We start from the raw sequence: 26,222 nt of genomic DNA, 5'->3' as shown, positions 1-26,222 counted from the left end.
AGTAGAAAACTAAAATTTACTCCATCATATAGACGATAATTAGCTTTTGTTTCTATAGTTATTTATTTGTTATTATATCTATATAATTATCTATATTCTTCTTTCTCAGCAAATTTTTCTACTACTAGTGACTATTCAAAGAGGAAAACCGAGGAGAAAAATTGTAAAGAAAATATCCTAGATTTATTCTCTTAAATACTAGAAATTTAAAAATTACAAATAAAAACTCTAACATCTTCTATTAAAAGGAAGGCAATTACCCTGATTTTTATTATTTCATAGTAGATTTTTTAACAAAAGTAAACTGACTGAGTTGTGTATTATATATTGATTATCAGTTTTTATTAAGTTTTTTTAATAAAAGGATTGCACTTAACATACGTAGAATCTTTATTTTTGCTTAAAAGTTAAATATATATAATATTTTTAATTTTAAATTACAAAAGAGTTTAAATATGTGCCAAATATGTCAAGTAATCTCTGTATTTTGATTTAAAATTAAAGTTAGTTGGTGTATATAAAATGACTAGCAAAATATTAACAATATTAACGTCAATGCTTATACAAAAAAACTTTAAATACATTTATTCTAACTTAATATATTGATGTATTTTTAATATTTAATATAAAACAGTTAAATAATATTGCCTATTAACATTAGTCTATTAGTATATTGCGGTATAAGTTTAATTAATACTTTGTGTTTATTGTTAACAATAAATATTGTTTAATTTAGTTATTAAAGGCAAAAATAAATCTATTTAAAGCAAAAAATAACTATATTATGCTGAATAATAGAAAGCCAAATGTACTAGTATATTCAAATATAATTTAATTATTTTTATAGACTAATTAAATTATATTTGAATATGATTAAATAAAAAGTTACTAAGACAGCAAATAACGATACTAACAAATAAAGAAGTTTTTATAGTTATTTTTATTAGTAAATAGTTAAGTTGTGGATAATTATCCTTAATCTTTCTGTCTTCTTGTTAACATGAGCTTATCTGAATATGTCTTGTGAAATGATGATCAGTAATCTAGACTCAGTTCTCCAAGTTACTTTTGTGACAATTAATAAACTGTCATATTTGTAGTCAAATATTATTGATGAGTTTGGTATCATCTACATGTGTGTGAGGAGTAAGAGTGATATGAAAAGACCTTTGGAGTCGAAACAAGGTAAGACGCCCAAAGGTCTTTTCATTTTTCTTATTGGATTTGAGAGTTTTTATATAGTTATCTAGTTAAAGTCTAAATATAAGATCTTAAATATTTTTCAAAAAATTTTTATTACATTATTTTTGAACGAATTTATACTGGATGTTGTTTATCTAGCTTTTATGCCCGATTTTTGGGATTAAAAAATTGTACTGCGGTTACCGCAACGTTATTGATAATAGTAATAAGCAATCTTTAATAAGAATAAAAAGAGAGAGAGAATATATTTATTTATGTTTGTTAACACAAAAATTGGGAACTTGAAACTTATCTCTAGTGATAAGAATTCCCTGGTTATTATTATCTTTTATCTTCTACGTATGAACTCTACACTTTGGCTATTTTTTTCAATGGTTCTTGCACAATCCCACCGGCCCACTTTTTAAGTAGGTTGACACTTAAAGATCACTTTTTTTTGACTATCTTTTCGCTGTACTTCAATTAAAGCTCATCTGTTTACACAAATAGGGAATTGGCACTTAACACTATCCATAAAACCCGTCAACTCCAATCTTGAGCATCTTTACCTTTAATGCTTTGATAAACTTGACGGGTCTTATGGAGTTGACGGGTTTGTTCGAATAGTTGTTCTTCAGTTAGTTTCCATCGTTGTAATAGTAAGTCTAAATCCTCTTGGATCCGTATGGCTCCTGGAAAATTATGATAGCGGATACGCAACCGAGCTAATTCTGCTAGATTATAAGAGTTAGCCTGTTCTTGGAGAAGGACACTTATTAATTCCTGGTCTCTTTTTTCTTGAGGATGTTGTTGGATTTTAGGCATAAATAACAATTCAAGGACACTGCAATATGAAGAGAATCTTTAGGTTATTTCTCAGTAGTTACTAAAAATGTTTACCACAAAGTCTTAGTAATTAATATTTTTATTAACGAGGCTTATCATTAGTTAATCTCGGTAGAGGTGATCTCACCGAACTCAGGGGGAGATATCGTCTAGGGGGCTCTTCAGTCGCTAAGGGTTGTGTCTTTTGAGTTTGCCAATAGCGTAGAATTACAGAGAGTAAAATTACCACCAATCCTGAGGACAGCAAAGTCGACTTTTCTCCTATCCCCCCAATTACTGCATCGACCACTCCTATTACTAGAATAAAGCTAGAAATTGGCTCCTTATGATAAGCTCTTTTTAGAAAACGAGGAAAACGCAGAAAAAAAGAATTCATTATGATGTACTAAGTATTGTGCTATTTCAATTAACTATTCTTGTCTCAGCTTATCTCAAGCAATCCCAAAACTGAACAGATCTCAGAAAAATTACTTAGTCTAAGTCAGAACATAGACTTAAATAACTGGAAAGTGTGGTCTATGATTTTTCTCTTGGTACAGTTATTTACTGTACCAAGAGAAAAAATTCAATCATGACGGCACTGCCATTAAGAAATTCTGCATATTCTTTAAAGCAAAATCTCACTTCATTGAGTTGAAGTTTTTAGCTTATTTGGAACTACCAGATCTCTTACTAAACAACAATAGTCAGAATCCTTAACCTAGGAGGAACTATTTTCCTGGAAATAGTTATCAGAAAAATAAACTTACTTAAGAAGAAGTATGGGAAATACTGGTTATTTGAGTAGCTTCCCCACACTCTAATGAATTAGTCACGACTATTGATAGAAATCAAAAGACGTAAGATAAAGACGAATAGGTTAATGTAAGTCAGATACATAGACAAGGCTGCCGAAAGATACTGATCATTACGATAAGTGCGAGGCAAGATATAAAAGTCTACCACAGCAGCTCCGACAAATAAAAATACCCCCAGACCGGAGATAGAAATGTCTAACCAAGTCGGTGTATAAACCCCAAATAGGGTAAACAATACTTGACCGACCATTACTAAGAATAGTGCAATGACCCCTAAGCTAACGGTTTTGATCAAAGCCATGCCATCTTGTTCAGAAAGATTAGAGCCAATATTGCGACTTGCCATAAAGGTAATTCCACAACCTCCAGCAGCAATGACAATACCTTGTAGCCCAACGCCTTGAGTTCCTAAGGCGATAAAGATAATGCCACTAAGAGTATATCCAGAAAGAAGACTATATAGGGTTAATAAAGGTAACGCAGTGCTGTTATTACCTTGTTCAGCTACGTTACGAGCAACAAAAAACAAGATCAACTCGATAATAAGTGCTGCAATTAAGGAAGGAAAAAATAAATTGGGATAGGATTGAATAACTCCTAATCCCCCATAAGTGCCAACAGCTGTTAAAACTAACCCACCTCCAAGATAGGGTAAAGCGTTAGCAATGACGTTAGGTCCGATAAGAGATCTGCCCTTTACGTCGCGGATGGCGTTACGAAAATCACTGGTATTACTCATAGAATCTGTTTTACTCTACTATCTCTAGTTGATTTTAAGAACTTATTTGGGTTTTACATCTGAAATTACAAGTGAGTAGGCAATCAAGAATATCGAATGTATTTCTGAATTCATGATAAATCTCAGCTTCTTAAAAAAATATCTTAAATCAATTACAACAAAATTGACCTCTCTCTTACTTAGCTATACAGAATTTTTATATTTTTTTGGAAAAAAGATATGCAAATCTCTAATATTTTTAAGTAATGCTGATACTCCAGACTTTTTTTGAATAAAATAATTAAGAAAAAGTAGATGATCTAGATTAGTCATCTTCAAGCTATTGAGATTGTTCAATTATAGAAGATCAATGAAAACTAAGTAGAACGATACATAAGGAAATAAGGCATAGAATCTTTAATGATTTTATTCCTGGTACCCTTTCTGTCCTCGTATAATAAACTTATTGAGTACTCATGTCTAGATTTATCCATTAAGCTACTTATTATGTTAGCAAATCTGTTATAAATCTTTAAAGATTTATAACAGATTTGCTATTTAGGATTGATTTATTTTATTGAATAATTTGATCTTCATCAATGTTATCTTTCTTAGTTTTTTTCTATCTTTTAGAGGGTAGTTAAATATAATATTTCTTCAGGAATATAAACATAAATAGGGATTCACTAAATAATATTAGAGATTGATTAGTGATATTAATTAGTTTGGATGTAACTATTAACTCGCCCAGCAATTGTTTTGTAATCTTTTTAAGAAACAATATCTATTTTAGTAGGCTAATTCTTATAGATTAGTAGTCAATAACTCATTACACTATACTGTTATGACGAATGTATTCTTTAACTATAAGAGCAAAAGTTGTATCAAATTAAGTTCTTAGGATACTTAAAACATTATAAGGCATAACTTACTCCTGATTAAAATAATTTAAATGTACTCTTTTAAAGAAGCTACTCAGTCAGTATTAGAATAAAAAAACGACACGTTTTTATAATAATTACCCTTCATCTTTAAAAAGTTAGGCAAGTTATTTTAGACTTGAACTTGTTAAAGTTTTTAATTGATTATGAAATATCTTTGAATATAATTTAAAGTTATTCAACAGTATTGATTAACCACTTCTTGGATATTTTTAACATTAATTCCTTCCCCAATAGCTGCCATTTTCCATTCATTGTTATGACGATAGACTTCTGCTAAAATCATACCAGTTGTCCCTTTATATTCACTTCCAGAAAGGCTATAACGAGCGATCTCCTGTTTTTTTTCTAAATTAACTAATCGAACAAAAGCATTTTTTACCTGTTCAAAACCTTGTTTCCGTTTAATACAATTATAGATATTAACTACAAAGACTAACTTAGAAATTGTGTCAGGAACCTGGGGTAAATCGACTAATATCTCTTCATCATCTCCATCCCCCTTACCAGTTAGATTATCTCCTAGATGAGTAATAGCACGGGAATCATGGTGTAAATTTCCGAAGTAAACTACATCTGACTTATTCGTTAGCTTATCATTTGGATTTAAACATAAAACAGAAACATCGAGATCAATATGATCTTGATGTTTAAATAAACCTAACAGTCCTCCATAACCTCTGTGTATGTCCCATCCTAAACCACACATTAATTTGGTTAGACCAGGGGCTTCTTTTTTTAGAGAAATTTGTTGTCCTTTCTGTAGATAAATAGCCATTTTTTTAGTTCTGGTAATGATTTAGGATAGTGTAGAATCTCCCTGATATTCAGGACTAACAGTATTCATGCAGAATCGTCCATCTTCTTTGTATATTTCCAATTACCCGTTTTTTAAGAGTCAAGTCATTCTTTATATATTCAACAGAGTGAGTCAAATAGGTACTCTATCAGAAAAAATAAAGTGGCTGCCAGAAAGACGCTTTATATTAAGCATGGAAACCCCTATATCAAAATTAGACCCTGTACAACTCGTTTTATCCCCCGCGCCAACTCAATAAAGACAGCCTCTACTCTGGACAAAATCTTATTTAGTAACAAAGATGCCATTAATTACCACCTATACAGATACTGAATATATTTATCGGTATTTTAAGAAATACCTTAAATGATAGGAGAGGTTATTTTTGCTGCAATCATCTATCTTTAGACTAAAGGATAAAATTACTCTGGTCAAGTACTGAAATATTAAAAATCAGTAACTTTAGTTTACCTAGACTCACTATGATAAATCAATAGTTAACTACCTACAAAATTAATCGTGATAGACTGTACTCTATAACTAATAAAACTTGATTTCCACTATAATTAGTTTTTTATAGTTTTTAAAACATATTATCTAAAGTAAAAATAAAACAAAATAAAAATTACAATTTAAATGTATAGAACGTATAGGAAGTAAAAAAATATTTTAAACAAAATTTTTAGGCTATTGTCTAGATATCTTAATTAAGATATTTTGTATAAACTTTTTATGTATTATCTTTTATACTGTTGTGATATAACAATATAATCATGTTTTCTATTACATCCTTATTTTGTTTTTTATGGAGTTTAATTGACTGTAGTAATTTTATTTGTGTTTATATATTAGATTGAAATTTATTTGTTAGTTTTAATATAATTTAAAACAAATAATTATTGACTGTAAATAAAGCAAATTTTAAAAGTACACTTTTGTTAAAAATCAAGATCTTCTTCATTCTCTATGATTTCTGGTCGTCCTTGAACAGAAGGTTTTGATTTAATTATATGAGTATCATATTTTATAGTTTCTGCTGATTTATCTAACTCATCCAAGTTAGATAAATCAGATTGATAAATTGAGTTTATTTTATCAATCTGTTTTAACTCGACTGATTTAGTTGTCTGAGTATTATAGATATCTGTATCTTCTAAAAATGAATTTTTTGATAAATCTGAACTTGATTTAGTTGAGTATGAATTTTCTATCTGTATGTCTGATTGCTGTTGATTAATCGTTTCATTGGCAAGAGTATCTTCAGTTCGATGATTTACTACAAATGCTTGTGATAGAGCGGATGAATGACATTTACCCGCTTCCAAATCCTTTACAATAGGATTATAAAATTCATTTTTAAATTGGTGGGCTGTATCAACAATCTCCCCCTCAAACGTTTTAGCTAAACTATTAGCAGCTTTTTCAATTTCTTCGATGGCAACACTATCAGAAATATCAGTTAAATTAATTTTTTTTTCAGGATGATAAGTCTTGGGTTGAGATTGTAATTTTACTGCAGGTTTATTTGGGTGATGAGAATTAGTAATTTTCTGGGAATTAACAGGTTGTGATGTTTGGTTGTTGCTAACTGGAATAATTTTTGATTGTGACGATTGAATAGTTTGAGAACTTTTCAAGGTTTCATTAAAAGAGGAGGCCACTTTTAAATTTATTTTAATAGGACGTTGACAAACCTCAATAAAAGCTGTCTCAAGATTAGGAATTTTTCCTTGGACTAGTTTTAGCAATCCTTGACTACGAACTTCAATATGGGCTGCCGATTCATCCAAATCAAGAAAATGACAATTAGATCTGACTAAATCTTGGGGAAAAGGTTGCAATTTGCCTAAAACTAATGACCAGATTTGATCATTATCAAGTTTTATATCTTTTCTCGTATTTTCTACTTGTGAGATACTTAAATCTTGGGTTAATTGAGATATTTGAGAAGTGGTGTTAGAGAAAGAAGAAGTAGTGGACACTATTTCTTCTTTCTCTATTATCTCCTTGTTTTTCTCTCTTATTTCGTTGCAAATAGTTGGGTAATGACAAGCTGATGGCAATAAACTCAAAAGGGTAACTTCTAACCATAAACGGGGTTGAGTAGTATTTTTTAGTTGAACTTCACTTTCTTTAAGACGTTGTTGTCCTTGTAGGATAGTTTTAATCTCCCACCTTTGTGCTTCAATAGATAAAGCTTGCCAGGTTGTAGCTCTCGCAGTTGCAATGTCAAGGCGGTTGGGAGCCGTTTTAGCAATCAAAAGATTGAGATAAAATCCTGCCAAATATTGTAGGACGACTAAAGGTTCTTTTCCCCGATTCATTAAATGACGACATTTATCTATGACTAATTCTGGAATATCCGAGGCGATCGCTTGTAATAATTCTAATAAGTCTTGTTCGGAGACCGCTCCAATCAAGTCCCAGACTTTTTCTGAGGTAATAGTCCCTGATAATAAACTTAATTGATCTATAAGACTCTCAGCATCTCTTAACCCTCCATTTGCGATTTGAGCTACTAACGTTAGAGACTCATCAGTGATATCAATAGCTTCCTGGTCAGCAATTTTGCTTAGATGATCCACCATTGCTTCTATCGGAATACGTCGATAGTCAAACCTTTGACAGCGAGAGATAATTGTTGGCAAAACCCTTTGGGGGTCAGTGGTAACGAGAACAAAAATTACTCGATCTGGCGGTTCCTCTAAAGTTTTAAGAAGAGCATTAAACGCCGCCACACTAAGCATATGACATTCGTCAATAATGAATACCTTATAACGACACTGAACAGGTGTAAATTGCGCCCTTTCAATAATTTCTCTAATATTATCTACCCCTGTGTTGCTAGCTGCATCAATTTCAATAACATCTAAGGCAGAGCCTCTAACGATTGCCCGACAAACTTCACAATTGCCACAAGGGGTGGGAGTAGGATCTCCGACATGTTGGCAATTAAGCGATTTGGCTAAAATTCGTGCTGAGGAGGTCTTTCCTGTTCCCCTAGGACCTGTAAATAAGTAAGCAGGAGCAATTCTCTGGGAGACGATAGCATTAGTTAAAGTGGTGGCGATCACTTCCTGTCCCACTAAGTCGGCAAATGTTTGGGGACGATATTTATGATATAGAGGTTCATAAGAAGACATCTAGGTTAAATTAATAGTTAATGGTTAATTTTGAATAGACGGCTGCGGTGGCACCATTGGCTTTTATTGAGTCCGGTAACAATAGAAAAATAAAGACAACCGTTAGGCACCTATTTAACACGTAAAACACGCCAATTCCTATAGAGAACATGATAGAGTTAACTGACTTTAACCTTACCAATTGTAATAATTTGTATTAAGGTACGAGTATAGTAGTCCATTTCAGATTAATAATAGAAAGTTATCTAGCTCAAAAAAGAAGAGATAAATGATAATAACAGAGCAACCATTTCTGACGACTACCAATAAGTCGATACAAAATATAATCTCATAACTATAAAAATGTATATCAAAATTGTTTTATGTACTTAATATATGAGATATAATAGAATCGCATTATTACTCTAATTATAAGTCTAAGAAAAGTAGATTTGATGCAAACAACAGGTAAGATATGCTTTTTTATAGTATACTCATTATTTGTTAGAAACCAATGACTTTGTGCTATCTCTATTATATTTTAGTAGAAAAAACTTGTCGAATTTTTCTATAGTCTTAATCATTTATGATTAGTTTTTTATAATTAGCATCAATGGGAATAAAGCTTGAAAAGTTAGCCTTAAACTATAAGACTATCAAAGAAGAAAAGTATATGATTAAATTAGTGGTTTAACATCAGGAGTCACTATCTGTGAGTAAAGTTAATCAACCCCTCTATCCTGCCATAATCTGCTTAAGTTTGCTAACTGTTCCGCTCTTGGGTAGTCTACTTGTCATTCACCAGGTTGTTAAGAGATTAGAAGACTTGGGAGAAGTTGGCAAAGAAGTATTTCGAAGTGTTTATTTGCCCATACTAAACTTTCCTGAAAAAAGTTTAGCCAACCGACTTTCTTAAAGTATCATTAAATTTCTGCTAATTATGCATCGATTATAGTTTAGATTAATTTCTAATCCAGATAGGAGCAGATAGAATGATGGGGTCGTTAGGCTAAAAAGATTTAGTAAACACTCACTTTGACAGAGTAAGTACAATCATTTAATTTCCTAATCTACCAAAAGCTTCTCAAAGAAAAAAGTGCTCTTTACAAAGACTGCTCTCGATTCCTGAATATTTCCATCCTTGACTAGATTTATAGAACGTCTCTGAGGTTCCAATGAGTTCGCTGCTTGAATCATCTCAATTCATGGTCGAAGACATCAATATTTTTTCGACTTCCGACTTATTTTTACGTCACCGTCTTAAACTTGTTGAAGACTTATGGGAGGCAGTATTAAAAGCCGAATGTGGTCAGGAATTGGTGGATTTACTAAAACAACTTCGGACGATGTGTTCTCCCGAGGGACAGGTAACAAGTATCCCTGAGGCCTCGATTACTGAGCTTATTGAACAATTAGAACTCAATGAAGCAATTCGGGCAGCTCGAGCATTTGCTCTTTATTTCCAATTAATCAACATTGTTGAGCAACACTACGAACAACGGGAGCAGCAGTTAACTAGGCGAGCGGCTTGCGCCGAGAATGAGAATAAATCTTCAAATAGAAACAAAAAGGAAATATATAGTCCACCAAAACAGGTAAATTTGTTAGAAAAGCGTTTTGAGGGTGATATTGCCTCTGATAAAGCTGGAACATTCCACTGGTTATTCCCTCAATTAAAACAACTTAATGTTCCGCCTCAACAAATTCAACGGCTGTTTGATCAACTTGACATTCGCCTCGTTTTTACTGCTCACCCTACCGAAATTGTTCGCCACACGATCCGACGTAAACAACAACGTATTGTAGGTATCCTACGACGGTTAGATCAAGCAGAAGAGTCGTTTCGAGGGATGGGACTAAATGACTCTTGGGAAGCTCAGACCGCTAGGGAACAACTCACAGAAGAAATTCGCCTCTGGTGGCGCACCGATGAACTCCATCAATTTAAACCAAGTGTTCTTGACGAAGTGGACTATGCTCTCCACTATTTCGATGAAGTCCTATTTGATGCCTTACCCCAGCTTTCTAAACGATTACAACGAGCTTTGAAGTCATCTTTTCCTTCTTTACGCCCCCCTGTTAGTACCTTTTGCCGTTTTGGTTCTTGGGTAGGTGGAGATCGAGACGGTAATCCCTTTGTTACTCCAGAAGTAACTTGGCGGACAGCCTGCTACCAACGAAATCTGGTTATAGAGAAGTATTTGGATTCCATTGATAATTTAACAGAACTATTAAGTGCATCTCTTCACTGGAGTAATGTTTCCCAAGACTTACTTGATGCATTAGAACGTGACCGTTCGGCTATGCCAGAGATTTACGAGCAGCTGGCAATACGTTACCGACACGAACCTTATCGACTAAAACTATCTTACATTCAAAAACGTTTAGAAAATACCCGTGATCGCAATAATCGTCTAGCCAATCCAGAACAAAGACAATTGCTTTCTAGTCTGATAGTACAAAATATTTATAGTTCGGGAGCAGAATTTCGGCAAGAATTAGAACTAATTAGACGCAACTTAAAAGAAACTGGACTTAATTGTCAAGAACTTGACAATCTACTCTTTCAAGTTGAAATGTTTGGATTCACCCTAACACAGTTAGACTTTCGTCAAGATTCCTCCCGTCATTCTGATGCGATTGAAGAAATTGCTGAATACCTAAATATTTTGCCCCAACCCTATAATCAACTTCCTGAAGAAGAGAAAGTAAAGTGGTTGGTACAAGAATTAGGGACTCGACGGCCTTTGATTCCCACAGGGATGCAGTTTAAAAAAGGGGAGAACAGTGAGACCGTTGAAACTATGCGGATGTTACGCTACCTGCAAAAGGAGTTTGGACTAGAGATTTGCCAAACTTATATAATTAGTATGACCAACTATATTAGCGATGTTCTAGAAGTACTGTTATTGGCGAAAGAAGCGGGGCTTTATGATCCAGCCATGGGCACCACTACCATCCGTATTGTACCTTTGTTTGAAACGGTAGACGATTTGAAACGTGCTCCACAAGTGATGGGAGATTTATTCCAGTTGCCCTTGTATCGTGCAGCTTTGGCGGGGGGATATGATAGACTTCAGTCCTCCAATAACTCAAATAGTCCCACCTCTTTGACACTTTCAATATTACAACCGACTAACCTACAAGAGGTTATGGTAGGATATTCCGACAGCAACAAAGATTCTGGATTTCTCAGCAGTAACTGGGAAATCCACAAAGCTCAAAAAGCCCTACAAAAAGTAGCTAAACCTCATGGTATTGATTTAAGGTTGTTTCATGGACGGGGTGGGTCTGTAGGACGAGGTGGTGGTCCCGCCTATGCAGCAATTTTAGCCCAACCAACTTCTACCATTAATGGAAGAATCAAAATTACAGAACAGGGGGAGGTGTTAGCCTCAAAGTATTCCCTCCCAGAACTGGCTTTGTATAACTTGGAAACCGCTACCACTGCTGTGATTCAATCGAGTTTATTAGGGAGTGGTTTTGATGATATAACCCCTTGGAATGAGATTATGGAGGAGTTAGCTACAATTGCTAGAAAAGCCTATCGAGCACTAATTTATGAACAGCCCGATTTTTTAGATTTCTTCTTGTCAGTAACTCCTATTCCTGAAATTAGCCAATTACAAATTAGTTCTCGTCCCGCACGACGCAAAAGTGGGAAAAAAGATTTGAGTAGCTTGCGTGCTATTCCTTGGGTGTTTAGCTGGACTCAGAGTCGCTTTCTTTTACCAGCTTGGTATGGGGTAGGAACCGCTTTACAAGAATTTTTAGATAAAGAAACAGAAGAAAATTTAAAGTTATTACGATATTTTTATCTTAAATGGCCATTTTTTAAAATGGTAGTTTCCAAAGTTGAAATGACTCTATCTAAGGTTGATTTACAAATTGCCCATCATTATGTAAGAGAATTATCTAAAAATCAAGATATAGAGCGTTTTGATCGAGTTTTTAAACAAATATCTCAAGAATACTATCGAACTCGTGATATTATTCTCTCTATTACCAATCATCAAAAATTACTAGATGGTGACATTGGACTACAACGTTCAGTGCAGTTACGCAATGGAACTATTGTTCCCCTAGGTTTTTTACAAGTTTCTCTCTTAAAACGATTACGTCAATATACTCATCAGGCTGAGTCCGGAGTAGTTCATTTCCGTTATTCTAAGGAAGAATTACTACGGGGAGCATTATTAACAATTAATGGAATTGCTGCAGGAATGAGGAATACAGGGTAGATCGAGATCAATTTAGTTAATCGATATTACAATAGCCATCACTATTGTCCATAATAGGATAAGGAGAATTCATCGTAAATATAGATAACCCTTGATTATAACTAACCTAGATTTATCGTTAGTCTGGACGATTCTTATTCCTCCGGCTGCAGGTATGGCTATTGGCTATTTTACAAATGATATAGCCATCAACATGCTTTTTCGTCCTTACAGAGGCGTTTATATTGGACAACGTCGTATCCCCTTTACTCCAGGGTTAATTCCTCGTAACCAGGAGCGTCTGGCTAAAAAAATCTCAGATACAATTATGGGATCACTTTTGACTCCAGAAGAGTTGCAAAAGTTAGCAAAACGTCTGCTTAACACTGAGCGAGTGCAATCTGCTATTTTTTTGTTATTAACTCTAGCCATCAAACAGACCAAAAACGACAAAGAACAAAAAACAGCGATAATTTTGTCCAATGTTTTACGAGACTTATTTAGTGAATCTTTGCCCCGACTTCTAAAAACATTTGCCCGTCGTCAAGATTTCTTAGAATGTCAAATTAATCAAATTTTTGACCAGATTTTACTGGAATTTCGCCTGACGGATACCCAAGCACGACAGTTTGCTGACTGGTTACTAGAAACAGTTGTTCCTCCTGATGTTTTGAGAAAAACCCTAATTGATTTTTTGAGTGATCGTAATATTCAAGTCATCGATGAAGGATTTCGAGAAAAAACTAGTGGAACCTATTGGGTAGTTGCTAATTTGTTTGGACTCAGTAATGCTCTAACGCGATTGCGAGACTTTTGTCTAGAAGAACAGGAAATAGCAAATACCCGTTTCAAAGAATTAATGCTATCCTTAGAACTTCGTAGTCGCTTGCGACAATGGTTGCAAAGTCTTTGTTTAGAAAATTTACCAGTTTCTACAGTAAGACAATTGCGCAAAAATATGAAAGAAACTGTACAGGATTACATTCAGAATAGAGGCACAAAATTTATTCAAGATTTTGGAAATACGATTGACTGGGATCAATTAGCTATTTTAATCATTCAAAAGTTACAAAGTTCAACCACATTAATTATTTTTCTAACAAAAATTAGCGAAGAATTATCTTTCCTCTTGGAAAGATATCTTGAAGAAGATTTAGAAAAAATTGTTGCTCAGGCAATTCCAATTTTATCTATAGATCAAGTAATTGTTGATCGAGTCAATGCTACAACTCCTGAAAATCTTGAAATAGCTGTTAAAGGAATAGTTAAAAATGAGTTACAAGCTATCGTAGTTCTAGGAGGTATCTTGGGATTTATAGTAGGAGTTTTACAAACACTTTTATTTCTATTAAAGTGAAGGTGATAAAAGTTTTTATATAAATGAAGAAAATAAGATAAGTTTAGTAAAAAATATTTACCTGTTTTTTATATTAAGCAGAATAAATATGTTTTGGTTAGTCTTAGTTTTAATATGACAACTTTGTTATTTTGCTTTAAGTAATGTGTTGGACAAATAAATATATATAAATTTATTTACAATCTAAATTAGTAATACTACATTATTTATGATTTTAATCATACGAAAACATATACTTTTTTATTTTAAAAAATTATTAAACTATTATAGTTTTAGAATTTATTAATTACTTTGATTTTAATATAATTTATATTTGTCTATGTCAAGTTAACATAAATTGTATATATTGTATATATTAAAAATATATCAGATTTCTTTGATAAATCTGACATTAAGTTAATTTTTTTAGTATATATATTAATTGTTTTTGAGAACATATTTTAAACATTTTGTATGGGCAATTCAATTCACTCTAAAGTTTAAAAATTATCGTAGACTATCAAGATCATTTATTTCTTTTTAAAAAGAAACCTATCCTATACAGATAAAATCTATCCTTATAAAGATGGATTTTATCTAAAATCAAAATCTCTATCGAATAAGACTTCAAATATTTATATATTAATAGCTAATTGTAAGGATCTTAGAAAAGCAAATATAATTAACCTTGATTTATTTATTAATAATATTTAACATTGAAAACAAATATTGTTGGCAAATAATAGATATTCAATTATTATATTACTACTAATTGAATTGTATTACACTAATTATTGCTCTAAGACTAAAGCATCCTACAATAGTAGCTCATAAATAACTATCATAATTAATTATAAATTTGCTAACTTATGACATTAATACTGATGCAGTAAATATACTTAGTAATATGTCAAAAAATATGTTTAATTTAAGCTAAACTAAACATATTACAAAATACAGATTAAATTAAATTAAACTAAATGTTAGTTAATAAGTTATTGGTTTGATTTGTAATATAGGAGATAAAACTAATTTATAATTAACAAGTAAATGAATAACATTACAAATATTTTTTTGAAAACCAAATAAAAACTTCGAGATCCAATATAATTAGTCCCTGATAAGGTTTTAAATTCTAGATTAGTATTTTTACCTAAAATAGTGTGAGTTGATAAAAATTGCATAGATAGAATTACTATGTTAAGTTCAAACTATATATTACCAAGTTACCAGTTAGGTTTTACCCTAACTCGTTGTTATAGGCTTCTCAATTGTTAATGACAATGTCTGTTCCCCATACTCCTTTGTATCAACGTTCTTTATCTCTTGATCACCAAGAACTTATTAATTTGATCTCTAATCAACAAGATATTCTAATTATTCAAGACCTCGATGGTGTTTGTATGAAGTTAGTCAAAAATCCTTTGACAAGAATAATTGATAAAAATTACGTAGAAGCTACTAAATTATTTCAAGGACACTTTTTTGTCTTGACTAATGGGGAACATATTGGCAAGTGCGGGGTAAATGCAATTGTTGATCGTACTTTAAATGATATTAATTTAGGCAAAAGTAGAGGTCTTTATCTACCAGGTTTAGCCGGTGGAGGAGTACAATGGCAAGACTGCTATGGCAATGTTTCACATCCTGGGGTTAGTGAAGAAGAATTGAATTTTTTGCAACAGGTTCCTCAGAAACTAGAAAAAGCTTTAATCGAATTTTTTAAGCAAAATAATTGTGGACTAGAAGAAAATAAAATTAAAGAAGGGATTCAATTAACTGTTTTAGATAATAAAGTCTCCCCAACTGTTAATTTAAATATATTTCATGAATATTTACAGCATCAAGAAGATAGCTATCGTAAATTACAGCAGACAATAAAAACCTTAATGGATAATTTGCAAGAAAAAGCTAAACATCAAGGATTAAATAATTCCTTTTTTGTTCATTATGCTCCCAACTTGGGGAAAGATCCTCAAGAGCGAGAAATTATGCAAATAGCTAAAGGCAAGGATTCAGGAACAACAGATTTTCAATTCATGTTGCGGGGTGCAATTAAAGAGCTTGGGGTATTAGTTATCCTCAATCGTTACTTTTACAAAAAAACAGGAAAGTATCCATTGGGAGAATATTTTAACGCTCGACAATCTCCCAAAGATAATCATAAATTATTAGAATTAATTAATGATAATTTCGATCCAATACAAATGCCGACTATTATAGGGGTAGGAGATACCGTTACTAGTAAAGCTAAAGAAGTCAATGGTGAGTTGATATTTCAACGAGGAGGTAGTGATAGGGGATTTTTACAGCTTATTCAGGAGATTGGCAAAAAATTTGAAACTGGAAATATTACCGTTTATATTGATAGTAGTGATGGGGAAGTGAAAAATCGTCAGTCCCTAAAACTAGAAAAGTTGATTAACTATAAAAATATAAATTCATCAAAGGAATTGCGAGTTATTAGCGGTCCAGGAGATTACCGAGATAAAGACGATTTACTAACCCTGAATGTTGTATTTCCCGGGGGATATAAACAGTATATTAAATTTTTCATAAAAGCAGCCATAACAAGGTATCACAAAAATTTTTATGATTGAAAAGTGAAGAAGATAACTAATATAAAAAAATAAAGAATGAAAGTTCGCTAACTATTAACTATTCAAACTTTAAAGGTTTCCCTCGAACGTCAGTGTTTAGTTTGCCCCTTTCATAAACTATTTGTCCCCCAATAATTGTTATAATCGGCCATCCAGTCAATTTCCATCCCTCAAAAGGACTCCAACCACATTTAGTTTGTAAGTCTTTTCGTCGAACGGGAGTATAATTTTCTAGATCAACCAACACCAAATCAGCATCATATCCTGGCTTAATTAACCCTTTATTGGGAATTTTATAAGCCTTAGCAACAGCAGTAGACATCCAATTAGCTACTTGAGGAATACTACAGCGTCCTAATTTAGTTTGGGTTAACATCAAAGGCAAAGATGTTTCCACTCCTGGCATGCCTGAAGGAGAGTCAGGATAAATTTTAGCTTTTTCTTCTAAGGTGTGAGGTGCATGATCAGTAGCGATAAAATCGATTACTCCATCTAATAAGGCCTCCCAAAGAATATCATTATTTTCAGGTGACCGCAGAGGTGGATTCATTTGGGCTAATGTTCCTATTCTGTTATAGGTTTCTGTATTAAGTAATAAGTGTTGGGGAGTAACTTCTGTGGTTACCCAGTTAGGTTTACTTTCTCGTAGCAATTTTGTCTCAATTCCCGTAGAAAGATGAAGAATATGTAATCGTCGTTGGTACTTATTCGATAATTTTAGGGCTAATTTTGTCGCATTAAGAGCAACTTTTTCATCTTGAATTTGAGAATGGATAGCTGGATGAATAATATTAGAAAATTTTTGACGGCGTTGAATAATTCTAGTTTGATCTTCAGCATGAACCGCAATTAATCGGGTTCCTTCTGCAAAAATTGGCTCTAATTCAGCTTCTCGACTTACTAATAACTTCCCATGTGCTGACCCCATAAAGATTTTAATACCACAAGTAGGATTAGCTGTTAATAAATCGGGTAAATTATCAGGGGTGGCACCTATAAAAAAACCATAATTGACCAGACATTTCTGGGCAGCTAAGTGTAGCTTATCATTCAAAGCTCCTTGAGTAATGGTTAAAGGGCGAGTGTTAGGCATTTCTAGAAAAGATGTGACTCCTCCTTTAGCACAGGCACAAGTAGCGGTAAACAAGTCTTCTTTATGTTTTAGTCCTGGTTCACGGAAATGAACTTGAGGATCAATCACCCCAGGCAACAAAGTAAGTCCCGTTGCGTCTATGACGATACTGGGGTTCGGTGCAACAATTTCTGAAGCTACTTCAAGAATTTTTCCATCTTGGAGTAGAACATCTCCTAGAAGAAACTGAGCATCAGGCAAGAGAATCCGAGCGTGACGAATAAGGAGGTGTGTCATAGTATAAGTATTAATAGCTCCAAATAAATTCTGAGAATAATTTAATCTTGCCACTGCTTAGGATATCGCTAAGCTAAAAGGCGGATAATCTTTACGTTAAAATTTTCCTATCCTTATTTATTGTAGTTCTTTGTTTTTATATAAAAAACTCCTATGGCTCAAAGCTTGAAACAAGAGACTAAGAATCCAAATCAGCCTCCTCAGGAAAATCCTTGGATTGAAGGGATTAAGACTATAGCCACAGCAGCTATTTTAGCCTTTGGTATTCGTGCATTTGTAGCGGAAGCTCGTTATATCCCCTCATCTTCTATGGAACCGACTTTACAGGTCAATGATCGCCTTATTATAGAAAAAGTTAGCTATCATTTTAAAGAACCCAAGCGGGGAGATGTGGTGGTATTTAATCCAACGAAAGCTCTTCAGGAAAAAGATTTTCGCGATGCTTTTATTAAACGAGTAATTGGTTTACCTGGAGAAACCATTGAGGTAAAAATGGGAAAGGTATATGTTAATGGTCAGGCTATAAAAGAAAAATACATTTCCGAAGATCCTAACTACGATTACGGACCAGTTATAGTTCCTGAAAGAGAATATTTAGTTTTAGGGGACAATCGCAATAATAGTTACGATTCTCATTATTGGGGATATGTCCCAAAAGAGAAAATTATCGGCAAAGCTTTTGTTCGTTTTTGGCCGTTTAATCGATTGGGAATTTTGGATAAACATCCCATTTATCCGTCAACTTAACCATAAGTATTTACTCAAAAAATATTCATTTAATATGTGAAATGAATAACAAAAAATAAAATGTGTTTATAATATCAGGATTGATTATCTCTGTTCCACAACACTAGGAGTATAAGTGTGGATGATGCTTGTATCTTAATTGTTAAACTTATCCATAGTATGTTAGTTTCTTTACTATCATTATATTTTTAAAAATAGGAAAATACTAGAAACAGGCAAAATTAATAAAATGAATAGTTAGAGATAATAAAAATAAATCTATGATTATTAAGATATTAAACACATGCTAATAGTAAACTATTAAACTATATCGTACACAAGCTAACTACTACCTATTACTATATTTTATATACTATATAAATGATTTATTTCTTTCAAATAAATATATACAATATATGTTTATAGTTATTTAACCAGCCAAGAATCTTATTTATAAATTATCAATAATTTTGGTTATTAATAATTTATAAATAAGATCAGTTTTGACTAATGTATAACGCATATAGAATAGTTAAAATAGTTAACAGGAAAGATATATGATTTAACACTTAATAATAAAGTTATTTAATAAGTTCTATCATAGTCAGATTAAGAATTTAAATTAACTAGTAAGCACAGGGACTACAGAAATATGAGAAAAAGCTTTGACAAAGATTGAAAAAATTAATATTTTCTATAAAAATTTTTATAAATAAATCATAATAAAATAATAAATAAATAGTGAATATACTCTATATAACAAAATAAATTTATTATGGTTTATTTAACCAACAATTAGGATTTCAAACAAATATATTAGTATTTAACCTTAGCTAACTATTTTGCCTACAATAAATAATATTTGAACGAAGCATAAAAGTATAAATTAAACTAGGTGCGTAAAAAGTAACTAGCTACATTAAATTCAAATAAAATGGGAATTAAATGCAAATTTTTACAAAAATTTATACTAAGTATTAAAAATAGTATGAATTCTTAATTAGTAAAAAAATAATATTAAATAATTAAGTTTTATCTAGAAAATAATTTTATAACCTAATAAATTTATATCTGCGAAATATCTTGATTTTACATTTTATTAACTAACTTCATATTATTAGTCTAGTGTAATCATTTAAATTAATAAAATTGTAAAAAATTAAACTAATCATATAAATCTTAAGTTTCAATGATTAACCTGGATAAAAATTTAAAATAATAAATTACTTTTATTTACTTATTTCTATTTGTTATTACCGATATAACTTATTTAACTTATAAATAATTGAAGTATAAATTATTTATAAGTTAAATGTTATGCTCATATAAAAATATATTTATTGTTTGTACTATATGAAGTTAATTTAAAATATCATTATTTACTACAACTATGTATAATTAAATATATTTTCATTTACAAATAACTAATATAGTATATTATATATTTCAAACTAAATTTGATTCTTAATAAAGAATATATTTCTTATAAGTTACTAATAAATAGTGAATTAATATTCTGAGCCAAGAATGAATATTGCAAAAAAATCATAACAATATAATAATTCTATTTAAAAGCCAAATATTTTTTATAATAAATGTTATGATTATCTGGATTTTGTTTTAAATATAGATAATATTTTTATTCTATTAGCTAACAAATAATCATTATTTATTGTTTATTTATTCTGTTTTTTAGTGTAATATTTTTACATAAATTTTAATAAAAAATTTGCTTTATTTTGACTATTGATTTTGATACAATCAAAATCAATAGTCAAAATATATATTAATCTTATATCTCTTAAAAATAACCACATGGCTACTAATAATCGTCCAGAAATTATTCACTCAAGTCTTTCCCAGCCTCTCCCAAAATTAAACCTATTCACTATGTTCCGTATAGGATTATTCCAGATGGGGTTAGGTATCATGTCCTTACTAACTTTAGGAATCCTTAATAGGATTATGATCGATGAATTGACTGTGTTGCCGTGGGTAGCAGCAACGACAATTGCCATGTATCAGTTTGTCAGTCCTGCCAAAGTTTGGTTTGGACAAATGTCTGATACAAAAAAAATTTGGGGCTATCATCGCACTAGTTATATATGGATTGGAGCGATTTTATTTACTTTTTTAGCCTTTATTGCTCTACAAGTAGTTTGGCAGTTGGGATTTAGTTTGAAAGCAACCGAATGGAGTGTGATTACCTGTACTTGGATAATCCTGTTAGGGATTATTTTTGCCCTCTATGGCTTAGCTTTAAGTCTTAGTAGTACTCCCTTTGCAGCAATGTTGGTAGATATTTCTGATGAGGATAACCGTTCCCAACTAATCAGTATTGTTTGGTCAATGTTGATGGTGGGTATTGTTGTTGGGGCAATTGTTAGTTCAAAATTGCTTAATAGCCCTGATATTTGTGGAAACGCTGTTTTCTCTTATAAAACAATGTTAACCGCTAAAACTGTTGATATTACCGCTCTACAAAGAATAGTTAATCCTGTCTTTATTATTATGCCTATAGTGGTATTAGGATTATGTTTTGTGGCGACTTGGGGAATAGAAAAGCAATATTCTCGATTTGGCTTGAGAGTAATAACAGTTGAACGGGAAGATCAAGTTACCTTGAAAAGAGCAATAAGAATTTTGACGGCTAATCGTCAAACTTGGTTATTTTTTAGTTTTTTATTGATGCTTACTCTCAGTTTATTTATGCAGGATACGGTACTTGAACCTTATGGAGGTGAGGTATTTGGAATGTGTATTTCTGAAACAACCCAATTAAATGCATTTTATGGTACAGGAACTTTATTTGGTATAGGTTCAGTCGGTTTTTTCGTTATTCCTCATCTTGGAAAGGAAAAAACCATAAAATTAGGCTGTTTTTTGTCAATACTTTGTTTTGGATTAATTATCTTAGCTGGTGGAGTAGAAAGTCAAAATTTATTAAAGTCCGGGTTACTCTGTTTTGGGCTAGCATCAGGAATTTTAGTTGCAGGAGCAACAGGTTTAATGTTAGATCTAACCACCGCAGAAACTGCTGGAACATTTATCGGTGCCTGGGGATTAGCCCAAGCAATGGCGAGGGGGTTGGCAACTGTTTTAGGAGGAGCTGTCCTAAATATAGGAAAGATATTTTTTTCTACTTCTTTTTTAGCTTACGGATTTGTATTTGTGGCGCAAGGAATAGGAATGATTTTAACAATTTGTTTATTAAAACGTATTAGCATTAAAGAATTTAAAGATAATACGAATTCTGCTATCTCTGCGATTATGGAAAATGACTTAGGTGGGTGACCTATAAGTTAATAATTTTTTAAAGCTATTGATTAATATATGTTAACACTAATAATCATTTATTCTAATCAATAATTTGTGAACAAAAACCATCTGAGTAGAGTAGAATAAATTTAATTAATTTTTTATAAAAAACTATCTTAATCAGTTTTATTATTTAAGTTAATTAAAATAGTACATATATTTGAGGTATAATACTAACAACTTATTATCAATTTACTTCAATAATAAAATGAATACCAAAATAATATTGACTATGTTTTCTCTTAAGCATAGTGATTAATAATTGGCTTACAATATTCAGCGATATCACTATTAATATAATGTTTTGCTTATAATTATTTTGAATCAAAAAATACTTTGGTTAAAGGTAGCATTCTAATTCTACATAATATGTCAGAATTTAATCAGTATAGGATAAAGCGGGTGATATCTATCCCAAAGCAATTAAGTCCCTACCGATTCTTTAGCAGCATACATCACCTCAAGGGTAATTATAGAAAATTTATGTTCAAGAGCAAATTTTTCAGTGTTACGCTTTACTTTAGCTCTTACAAAACCAGGTATTCTGTTTAATTCGGCTTGTGCTTCTTCATTCCAACTTAAATCAGAATTAGTAGAAATTCCTTTCGTAATAAATTTTTTAGTATCATGTCCACCAAAAATTTCTAAGAGATGGTCTTCCATTCCCAGAGTAAAAGAATTATAAATTAAATCTGTGATCTGATTTGTGCCTTCATAACCACAAAAAGGTTTGTAACCAATAGGGAAATTTTGAATGTGAATGGGAGAAGCAATTACTCCACAAGGAATACCTAAGCGCTTTCCAATATGACGTTCCATTTGTGTCCCAAAAATAGCGGCAGGTTCTAGACTAGTAATCGCGTCACTAACTTCTATATTATCATCACTAATTAAAACCTGATCGCAATATTCACCGACTTGTTCGGTGAACCATTCTTTATCATATTTGCAATAAGTTCCTGCTAAAATTACATTAATTCCCATCTCCCGCGTGAGAATTTTAGTCATTGCAGCTGCATGGGTATTGTCCCCAAAGACTATAGCTTTTCTCCCTGTTAAATTTTGACAATCAATGGAACGGGAAAACCAAGCAGCTTGGGAAATATGAAGAGTTTGTTCGTTAATATGACTTTCATAATCAACATTAGCACCTTGTTCGTTAATTAAATGTTGAATTCTCCGAATACACCGTGCTGTTTCTACCACTCCCATTGGAGTAATATTTACATAGGGAGTTCCATATTCCTTTTGTAAATATTGAGCTGTCATAAGTCCTAATTCCCGATAAGGTACTAAGTTAAACCACGCCTTTGATAAATTTTTTAAGTTGTGAACTGACGCACCTTTAGGAATGATTTCATTAATTTTAATCCCTAAATATTCCATTAATCGTTTCAACTCAGTACAGTCATGTTGATTATGAAAACCTAGAGTAGATATTCCAATAATATTAACGGAAGGTATTTTCGTTTTTTCCTGAGGCAATATACCTTTGTTTTTAAATTTTTCTAGATAAAATTTAACTACTTGATACAAAGTTTTTTCTGCTGCCTGCAGTTCATTATAACGATAATGATTAATATCGGCTAACATTACATCTCCCTTTATCTCTATTTGAGCACGGTCTACAAAACATGCTAAATCTTCTTGTAAGATACTAGAGGTACAAGTGGGTGTTAAGATAATTAGATCTGGATTTTCTTCTCGATCTTTTCGAATAATATTATTAATTACCTTTTTTTGAGAACCTCCTGCTAAGACATTGCGATCTATGATGCTAGTGGTAACAGGGGTAAAGTCTTTTTCTCTTTCCAACATAGAACGCATCACGTTAAAGTAATCATCCCCTAAAGGAGCGTGCATAATCGTATGGATGTTTTTGAAGGAACTAGCAATTCTTAGGGTTCCAATATGTGCAGGGCCAGCATACATCCAATAAGCAAGTTTCATAAAGTACTCCAGTATCTATTCAATAAGACTTGATTATGATATTGTTTCAAGTTTTTTTTGATTGTCTCAGAATTATTGTATTCAGAAAGTAGTAGCTAAGATAGTATTATATGTTAAAAATAAGATTATATGTTTTATTTTAGCTATAAATAGAATAATAATATTCTCAGTTTTATATAATTTAGTTTTAGTTGATCTTAATATTTTTGGATTTATTAGCGATTATTTTTTATGTGAATAGCTTAAACTATAACAAATAAAACTATGCATAATACCAACATTTTTTTTGACAAAAAATGTTGGTATTATGCATAGCACTAAAATAATTAGATTTATATGAATAAACCAATTGTAATAAAACTGGTAAAAATCCAAGAACAAAACAGTATATTTATACTCTATCTAGAATAGAAATATAATTTGTACGTAAACTAGTATCAAATAATTTTGAATATAATAATCACATTCTTGATTTTTTAAAGTAATCTGGAATTCAGAACAAATACTAAATAATAAAAAATAAGTAATACTATTTCTTTAAAGAATAAATAAATAAGCAATATTGCAAATTTACAGCTATTTATATATAAAATAATTGTAATATAGCATAAGGCTATCAAAAGTAAATGGTAAAATTTTAAAAAACAATAAATATATTTTTAAATAAATAAGCAAGTAAATTGAACTTAACAACACAAGAATTTACAAAAATACTATTAATGAATAAATATTGTAAATGAAAAATAGTTGTATATATAGATAGTATGTAAAATAAAAGTGCAATTAAGTCTTCATTTATCCATATTTGCACGAGCATTACGTCGTAATTTATCCCATTTGATCCTTCGTAATGCCGAAGCTCGAAAATGCTCATCCCAGGCTTGGGGAGAAATATTCGCTAGTTCTATTAATTTGGGGGCTATATTTTGGGGATATGGTTTAAAATCAACGATATTTGTTTCTTTTGCAAAACGTTGATTCCAAGGACAGACATCTTGACAGATATCACATCCTGCGACCCATCCTTCTAGGTTAGAAGCAATCTCTTTTGGTAAAGTTGCCTGCTTATTCTCAATGGTATGATAAGCAATACAACGATTAGCATCTACTACAAAAGGTTGAACAATAGCTCCTGTCGGGCAAGCTTCTAGACAGCGGGTGCATGTGCCACAGTGTTGGATATGAGGTGGATCAGGAATTAAATTTAAATTAGTTAATATTTCCCCTAAAAACACCCAACTCCCATATTCGCGGGTAATTAGATTACTGTTTTTAGCAATCCAGCCGATTCCTGCCCTTTGTGCCCAAACTTTCTCTTGTACTGCTCCTGTATCGACGTAATAGCGGGCTTTAATAAATTCCTTTTGTTTTTCTAGCTGCCTAATAAAGACTTTTAGCTTTTTATACATAACATTATGATAATCTCGTCCCCATCCATAACGGGATATTTTGCCATATTCTTTTCCTTCAAGACGTTGATGGGGAGCGTAGTAATTAAGGGCGACACAGATAACTGATTTTACCTGAGGCATATGCTCCCGAATGTCGAGGCGTTTTGGGTTAGCCATCCAAGCCATATCTGCATGGTATCCTAGTGCTAACCAACGTTTTAGATAAGTACTTGCGGTATCATAAAATTGACTGTCAACATTAGCAATTCCAACTTTATGGAAACCTAGCTCTAAAATTTTCTGTTTAATGACCTTAGTCCATTCTTCAGTATTCATAACTGATTTTTATTTTTTTGTAGACAAATACTATTATTCGGTATAGTTATTTTGAAACAACTGATATGCTCAATACTACAATTGTAAGGATTTGCGTTGTGCAAACTTTTTTATTATATTGAAATATCAATCACATTAGCACCAGCTAAAATTCATTTTCATAAAATTAAATCTGACTTAGTTGTACCTATTCACAAATTAGTTTAATTAAACTTAGCATTTTTTCAGTCATCATTCCTAAAATTAGTTTACTTAAAGTGGGTATAGGCATAATTAGTATTGACTATTTATTGCTTTCTCAAAATAGGCACAGTTGACTTCAACTATGCTGAAGTCAACTGTGCCTATTTTGTACCGGTCAGTCATATACGGATAAAATCTGTTTCAATAGAATCAGAGTAATCTAAAATAGTTGAATTTAAATTGACTTCTATTCAAAACAGTTTGAATAACATCTCCCTGTTGCATATTTTACCGACCAAAACTTGTTTACCTTATTGTTACCACTAAATAAATTTCTTAGTGTTCATCAAAAAAGTAGACTATAAAAATCCAAGAAATCTATTTATAC

The 26,222-nt window shown here is 31.7% G+C and carries 14 protein-coding genes; 6 read left to right on the top strand and 8 right to left on the bottom strand.

Annotated elements, in window-relative coordinates; translation table 11 throughout:
* Positions 1 to 1,725 precede the first annotated feature (1,725 nt).
* The 5 genes from OXU93_RS05395 to OXU93_RS05375 all read right to left on the bottom strand — a co-directional run bounded on the left by OXU93_RS05395 (position 1,726) and on the right by OXU93_RS05375 (position 8,426).
* Positions 1,726 to 2,007 carry a DUF3288 family protein gene (locus OXU93_RS05395; RefSeq protein WP_267383058.1) on the bottom strand — a complete coding sequence of 94 codons (282 nt, stop codon included), beginning with the start codon at positions 2,005 to 2,007 and terminating at the stop codon, positions 1,726 to 1,728.
* A gap of 103 nt (positions 2,008 to 2,110) precedes the next feature.
* Positions 2,111 to 2,404: a hypothetical protein gene (locus tag OXU93_RS05390; RefSeq protein WP_267383056.1), complete on the bottom strand. Its 294-nt coding sequence runs from the start codon at positions 2,402 to 2,404 to the stop codon at positions 2,111 to 2,113.
* Positions 2,405 to 2,835: 431 nt separating this feature from the next.
* Positions 2,836 to 3,564: a Bax inhibitor-1 family protein gene (locus tag OXU93_RS05385; RefSeq protein WP_267383053.1), complete on the bottom strand. Its 729-nt coding sequence runs from the start codon at positions 3,562 to 3,564 to the stop codon at positions 2,836 to 2,838.
* A 1,098-nt stretch (positions 3,565 to 4,662) separates the two neighbouring features.
* Positions 4,663 to 5,262 carry a TerD family protein gene (locus OXU93_RS05380; protein WP_267383051.1) on the bottom strand — a complete coding sequence of 200 codons (600 nt, stop codon included), beginning with the start codon at positions 5,260 to 5,262 and terminating at the stop codon, positions 4,663 to 4,665.
* A gap of 959 nt (positions 5,263 to 6,221) precedes the next feature.
* Positions 6,222 to 8,426 (bottom strand): DNA polymerase III subunit gamma/tau, encoded by a 2,205-nt coding sequence (locus OXU93_RS05375; protein WP_267383049.1) that lies wholly within the window; start codon positions 8,424 to 8,426, stop codon positions 6,222 to 6,224.
* Positions 8,427 to 9,117: 691 nt separating this feature from the next.
* On the opposite strand from OXU93_RS05375, the gene OXU93_RS05370 reads away from it, so the two are divergent.
* From OXU93_RS05370 to stpA, 4 genes are all read left to right on the top strand, one after another.
* Positions 9,118 to 9,321 (top strand): hypothetical protein, encoded by a 204-nt coding sequence (locus OXU93_RS05370; protein ID WP_267383046.1) that lies wholly within the window; start codon positions 9,118 to 9,120, stop codon positions 9,319 to 9,321.
* A gap of 259 nt (positions 9,322 to 9,580) precedes the next feature.
* Positions 9,581 to 12,646: a phosphoenolpyruvate carboxylase gene (gene ppc, locus OXU93_RS05365; protein WP_267383044.1), complete on the top strand. Its 3,066-nt coding sequence runs from the start codon at positions 9,581 to 9,583 to the stop codon at positions 12,644 to 12,646.
* A 154-nt stretch (positions 12,647 to 12,800) separates the two neighbouring features.
* A complete protein-coding gene (locus OXU93_RS05360) occupies positions 12,801 to 13,982 on the top strand; it encodes a DUF445 domain-containing protein (RefSeq protein ID WP_267384811.1) in 1,182 nt (393 codons plus the stop codon).
* A 1,256-nt stretch (positions 13,983 to 15,238) separates the two neighbouring features.
* Positions 15,239 to 16,561 carry a glucosylglycerol 3-phosphatase gene (stpA, locus tag OXU93_RS05355; protein ID WP_267383042.1) on the top strand — a complete coding sequence of 441 codons (1,323 nt, stop codon included), beginning with the start codon at positions 15,239 to 15,241 and terminating at the stop codon, positions 16,559 to 16,561.
* A gap of 58 nt (positions 16,562 to 16,619) precedes the next feature.
* On the opposite strand, the gene OXU93_RS05350 is transcribed toward stpA, so the two are convergent.
* Positions 16,620 to 17,930 carry a dihydroorotase gene (locus OXU93_RS05350; protein WP_267383041.1) on the bottom strand — a complete coding sequence of 437 codons (1,311 nt, stop codon included), beginning with the start codon at positions 17,928 to 17,930 and terminating at the stop codon, positions 16,620 to 16,622.
* Positions 17,931 to 18,083: 153 nt separating this feature from the next.
* Between OXU93_RS05350 and lepB the strand changes: the two genes are divergently transcribed.
* Positions 18,084 to 18,677, top strand: a complete 594-nt coding sequence (gene lepB, locus OXU93_RS05345; RefSeq protein WP_267383040.1) for a signal peptidase I — start codon at positions 18,084 to 18,086, stop codon at positions 18,675 to 18,677.
* A gap of 1,794 nt (positions 18,678 to 20,471) precedes the next feature.
* Complete coding sequence (locus OXU93_RS05340; RefSeq protein WP_267383039.1) at positions 20,472 to 21,950, top strand: BCD family MFS transporter; 1,479 nt, start codon at positions 20,472 to 20,474, stop codon at positions 21,948 to 21,950.
* Between the two features lie 447 nt (positions 21,951 to 22,397).
* Here the strand turns inward: OXU93_RS05340 and bchB are convergent, their stop codons facing one another.
* On the bottom strand, positions 22,398 to 23,924 hold the full coding sequence (gene bchB, locus OXU93_RS05335) for a ferredoxin:protochlorophyllide reductase (ATP-dependent) subunit B (RefSeq protein ID WP_267383037.1): 1,527 nt from the start codon (positions 23,922 to 23,924) through the stop codon (positions 22,398 to 22,400).
* A 791-nt stretch (positions 23,925 to 24,715) separates the two neighbouring features.
* Positions 24,716 to 25,651 (bottom strand): tRNA epoxyqueuosine(34) reductase QueG, encoded by a 936-nt coding sequence (queG, locus tag OXU93_RS05330; RefSeq protein WP_267383036.1) that lies wholly within the window; start codon positions 25,649 to 25,651, stop codon positions 24,716 to 24,718.
* Positions 25,652 to 26,222: the final 571 nt, after the last annotated feature.

It is taken from the genome of Cyanobacterium sp. uoEpiScrs1, from assembly GCF_947331815.1.
GTDB lineage: Bacteria > Cyanobacteriota > Cyanobacteriia > Cyanobacteriales > Microcystaceae > Rippkaea.
Note: the sequence above shows the minus strand (reverse complement) of the source record. Positions and strands in the feature narration are given on the sequence as shown.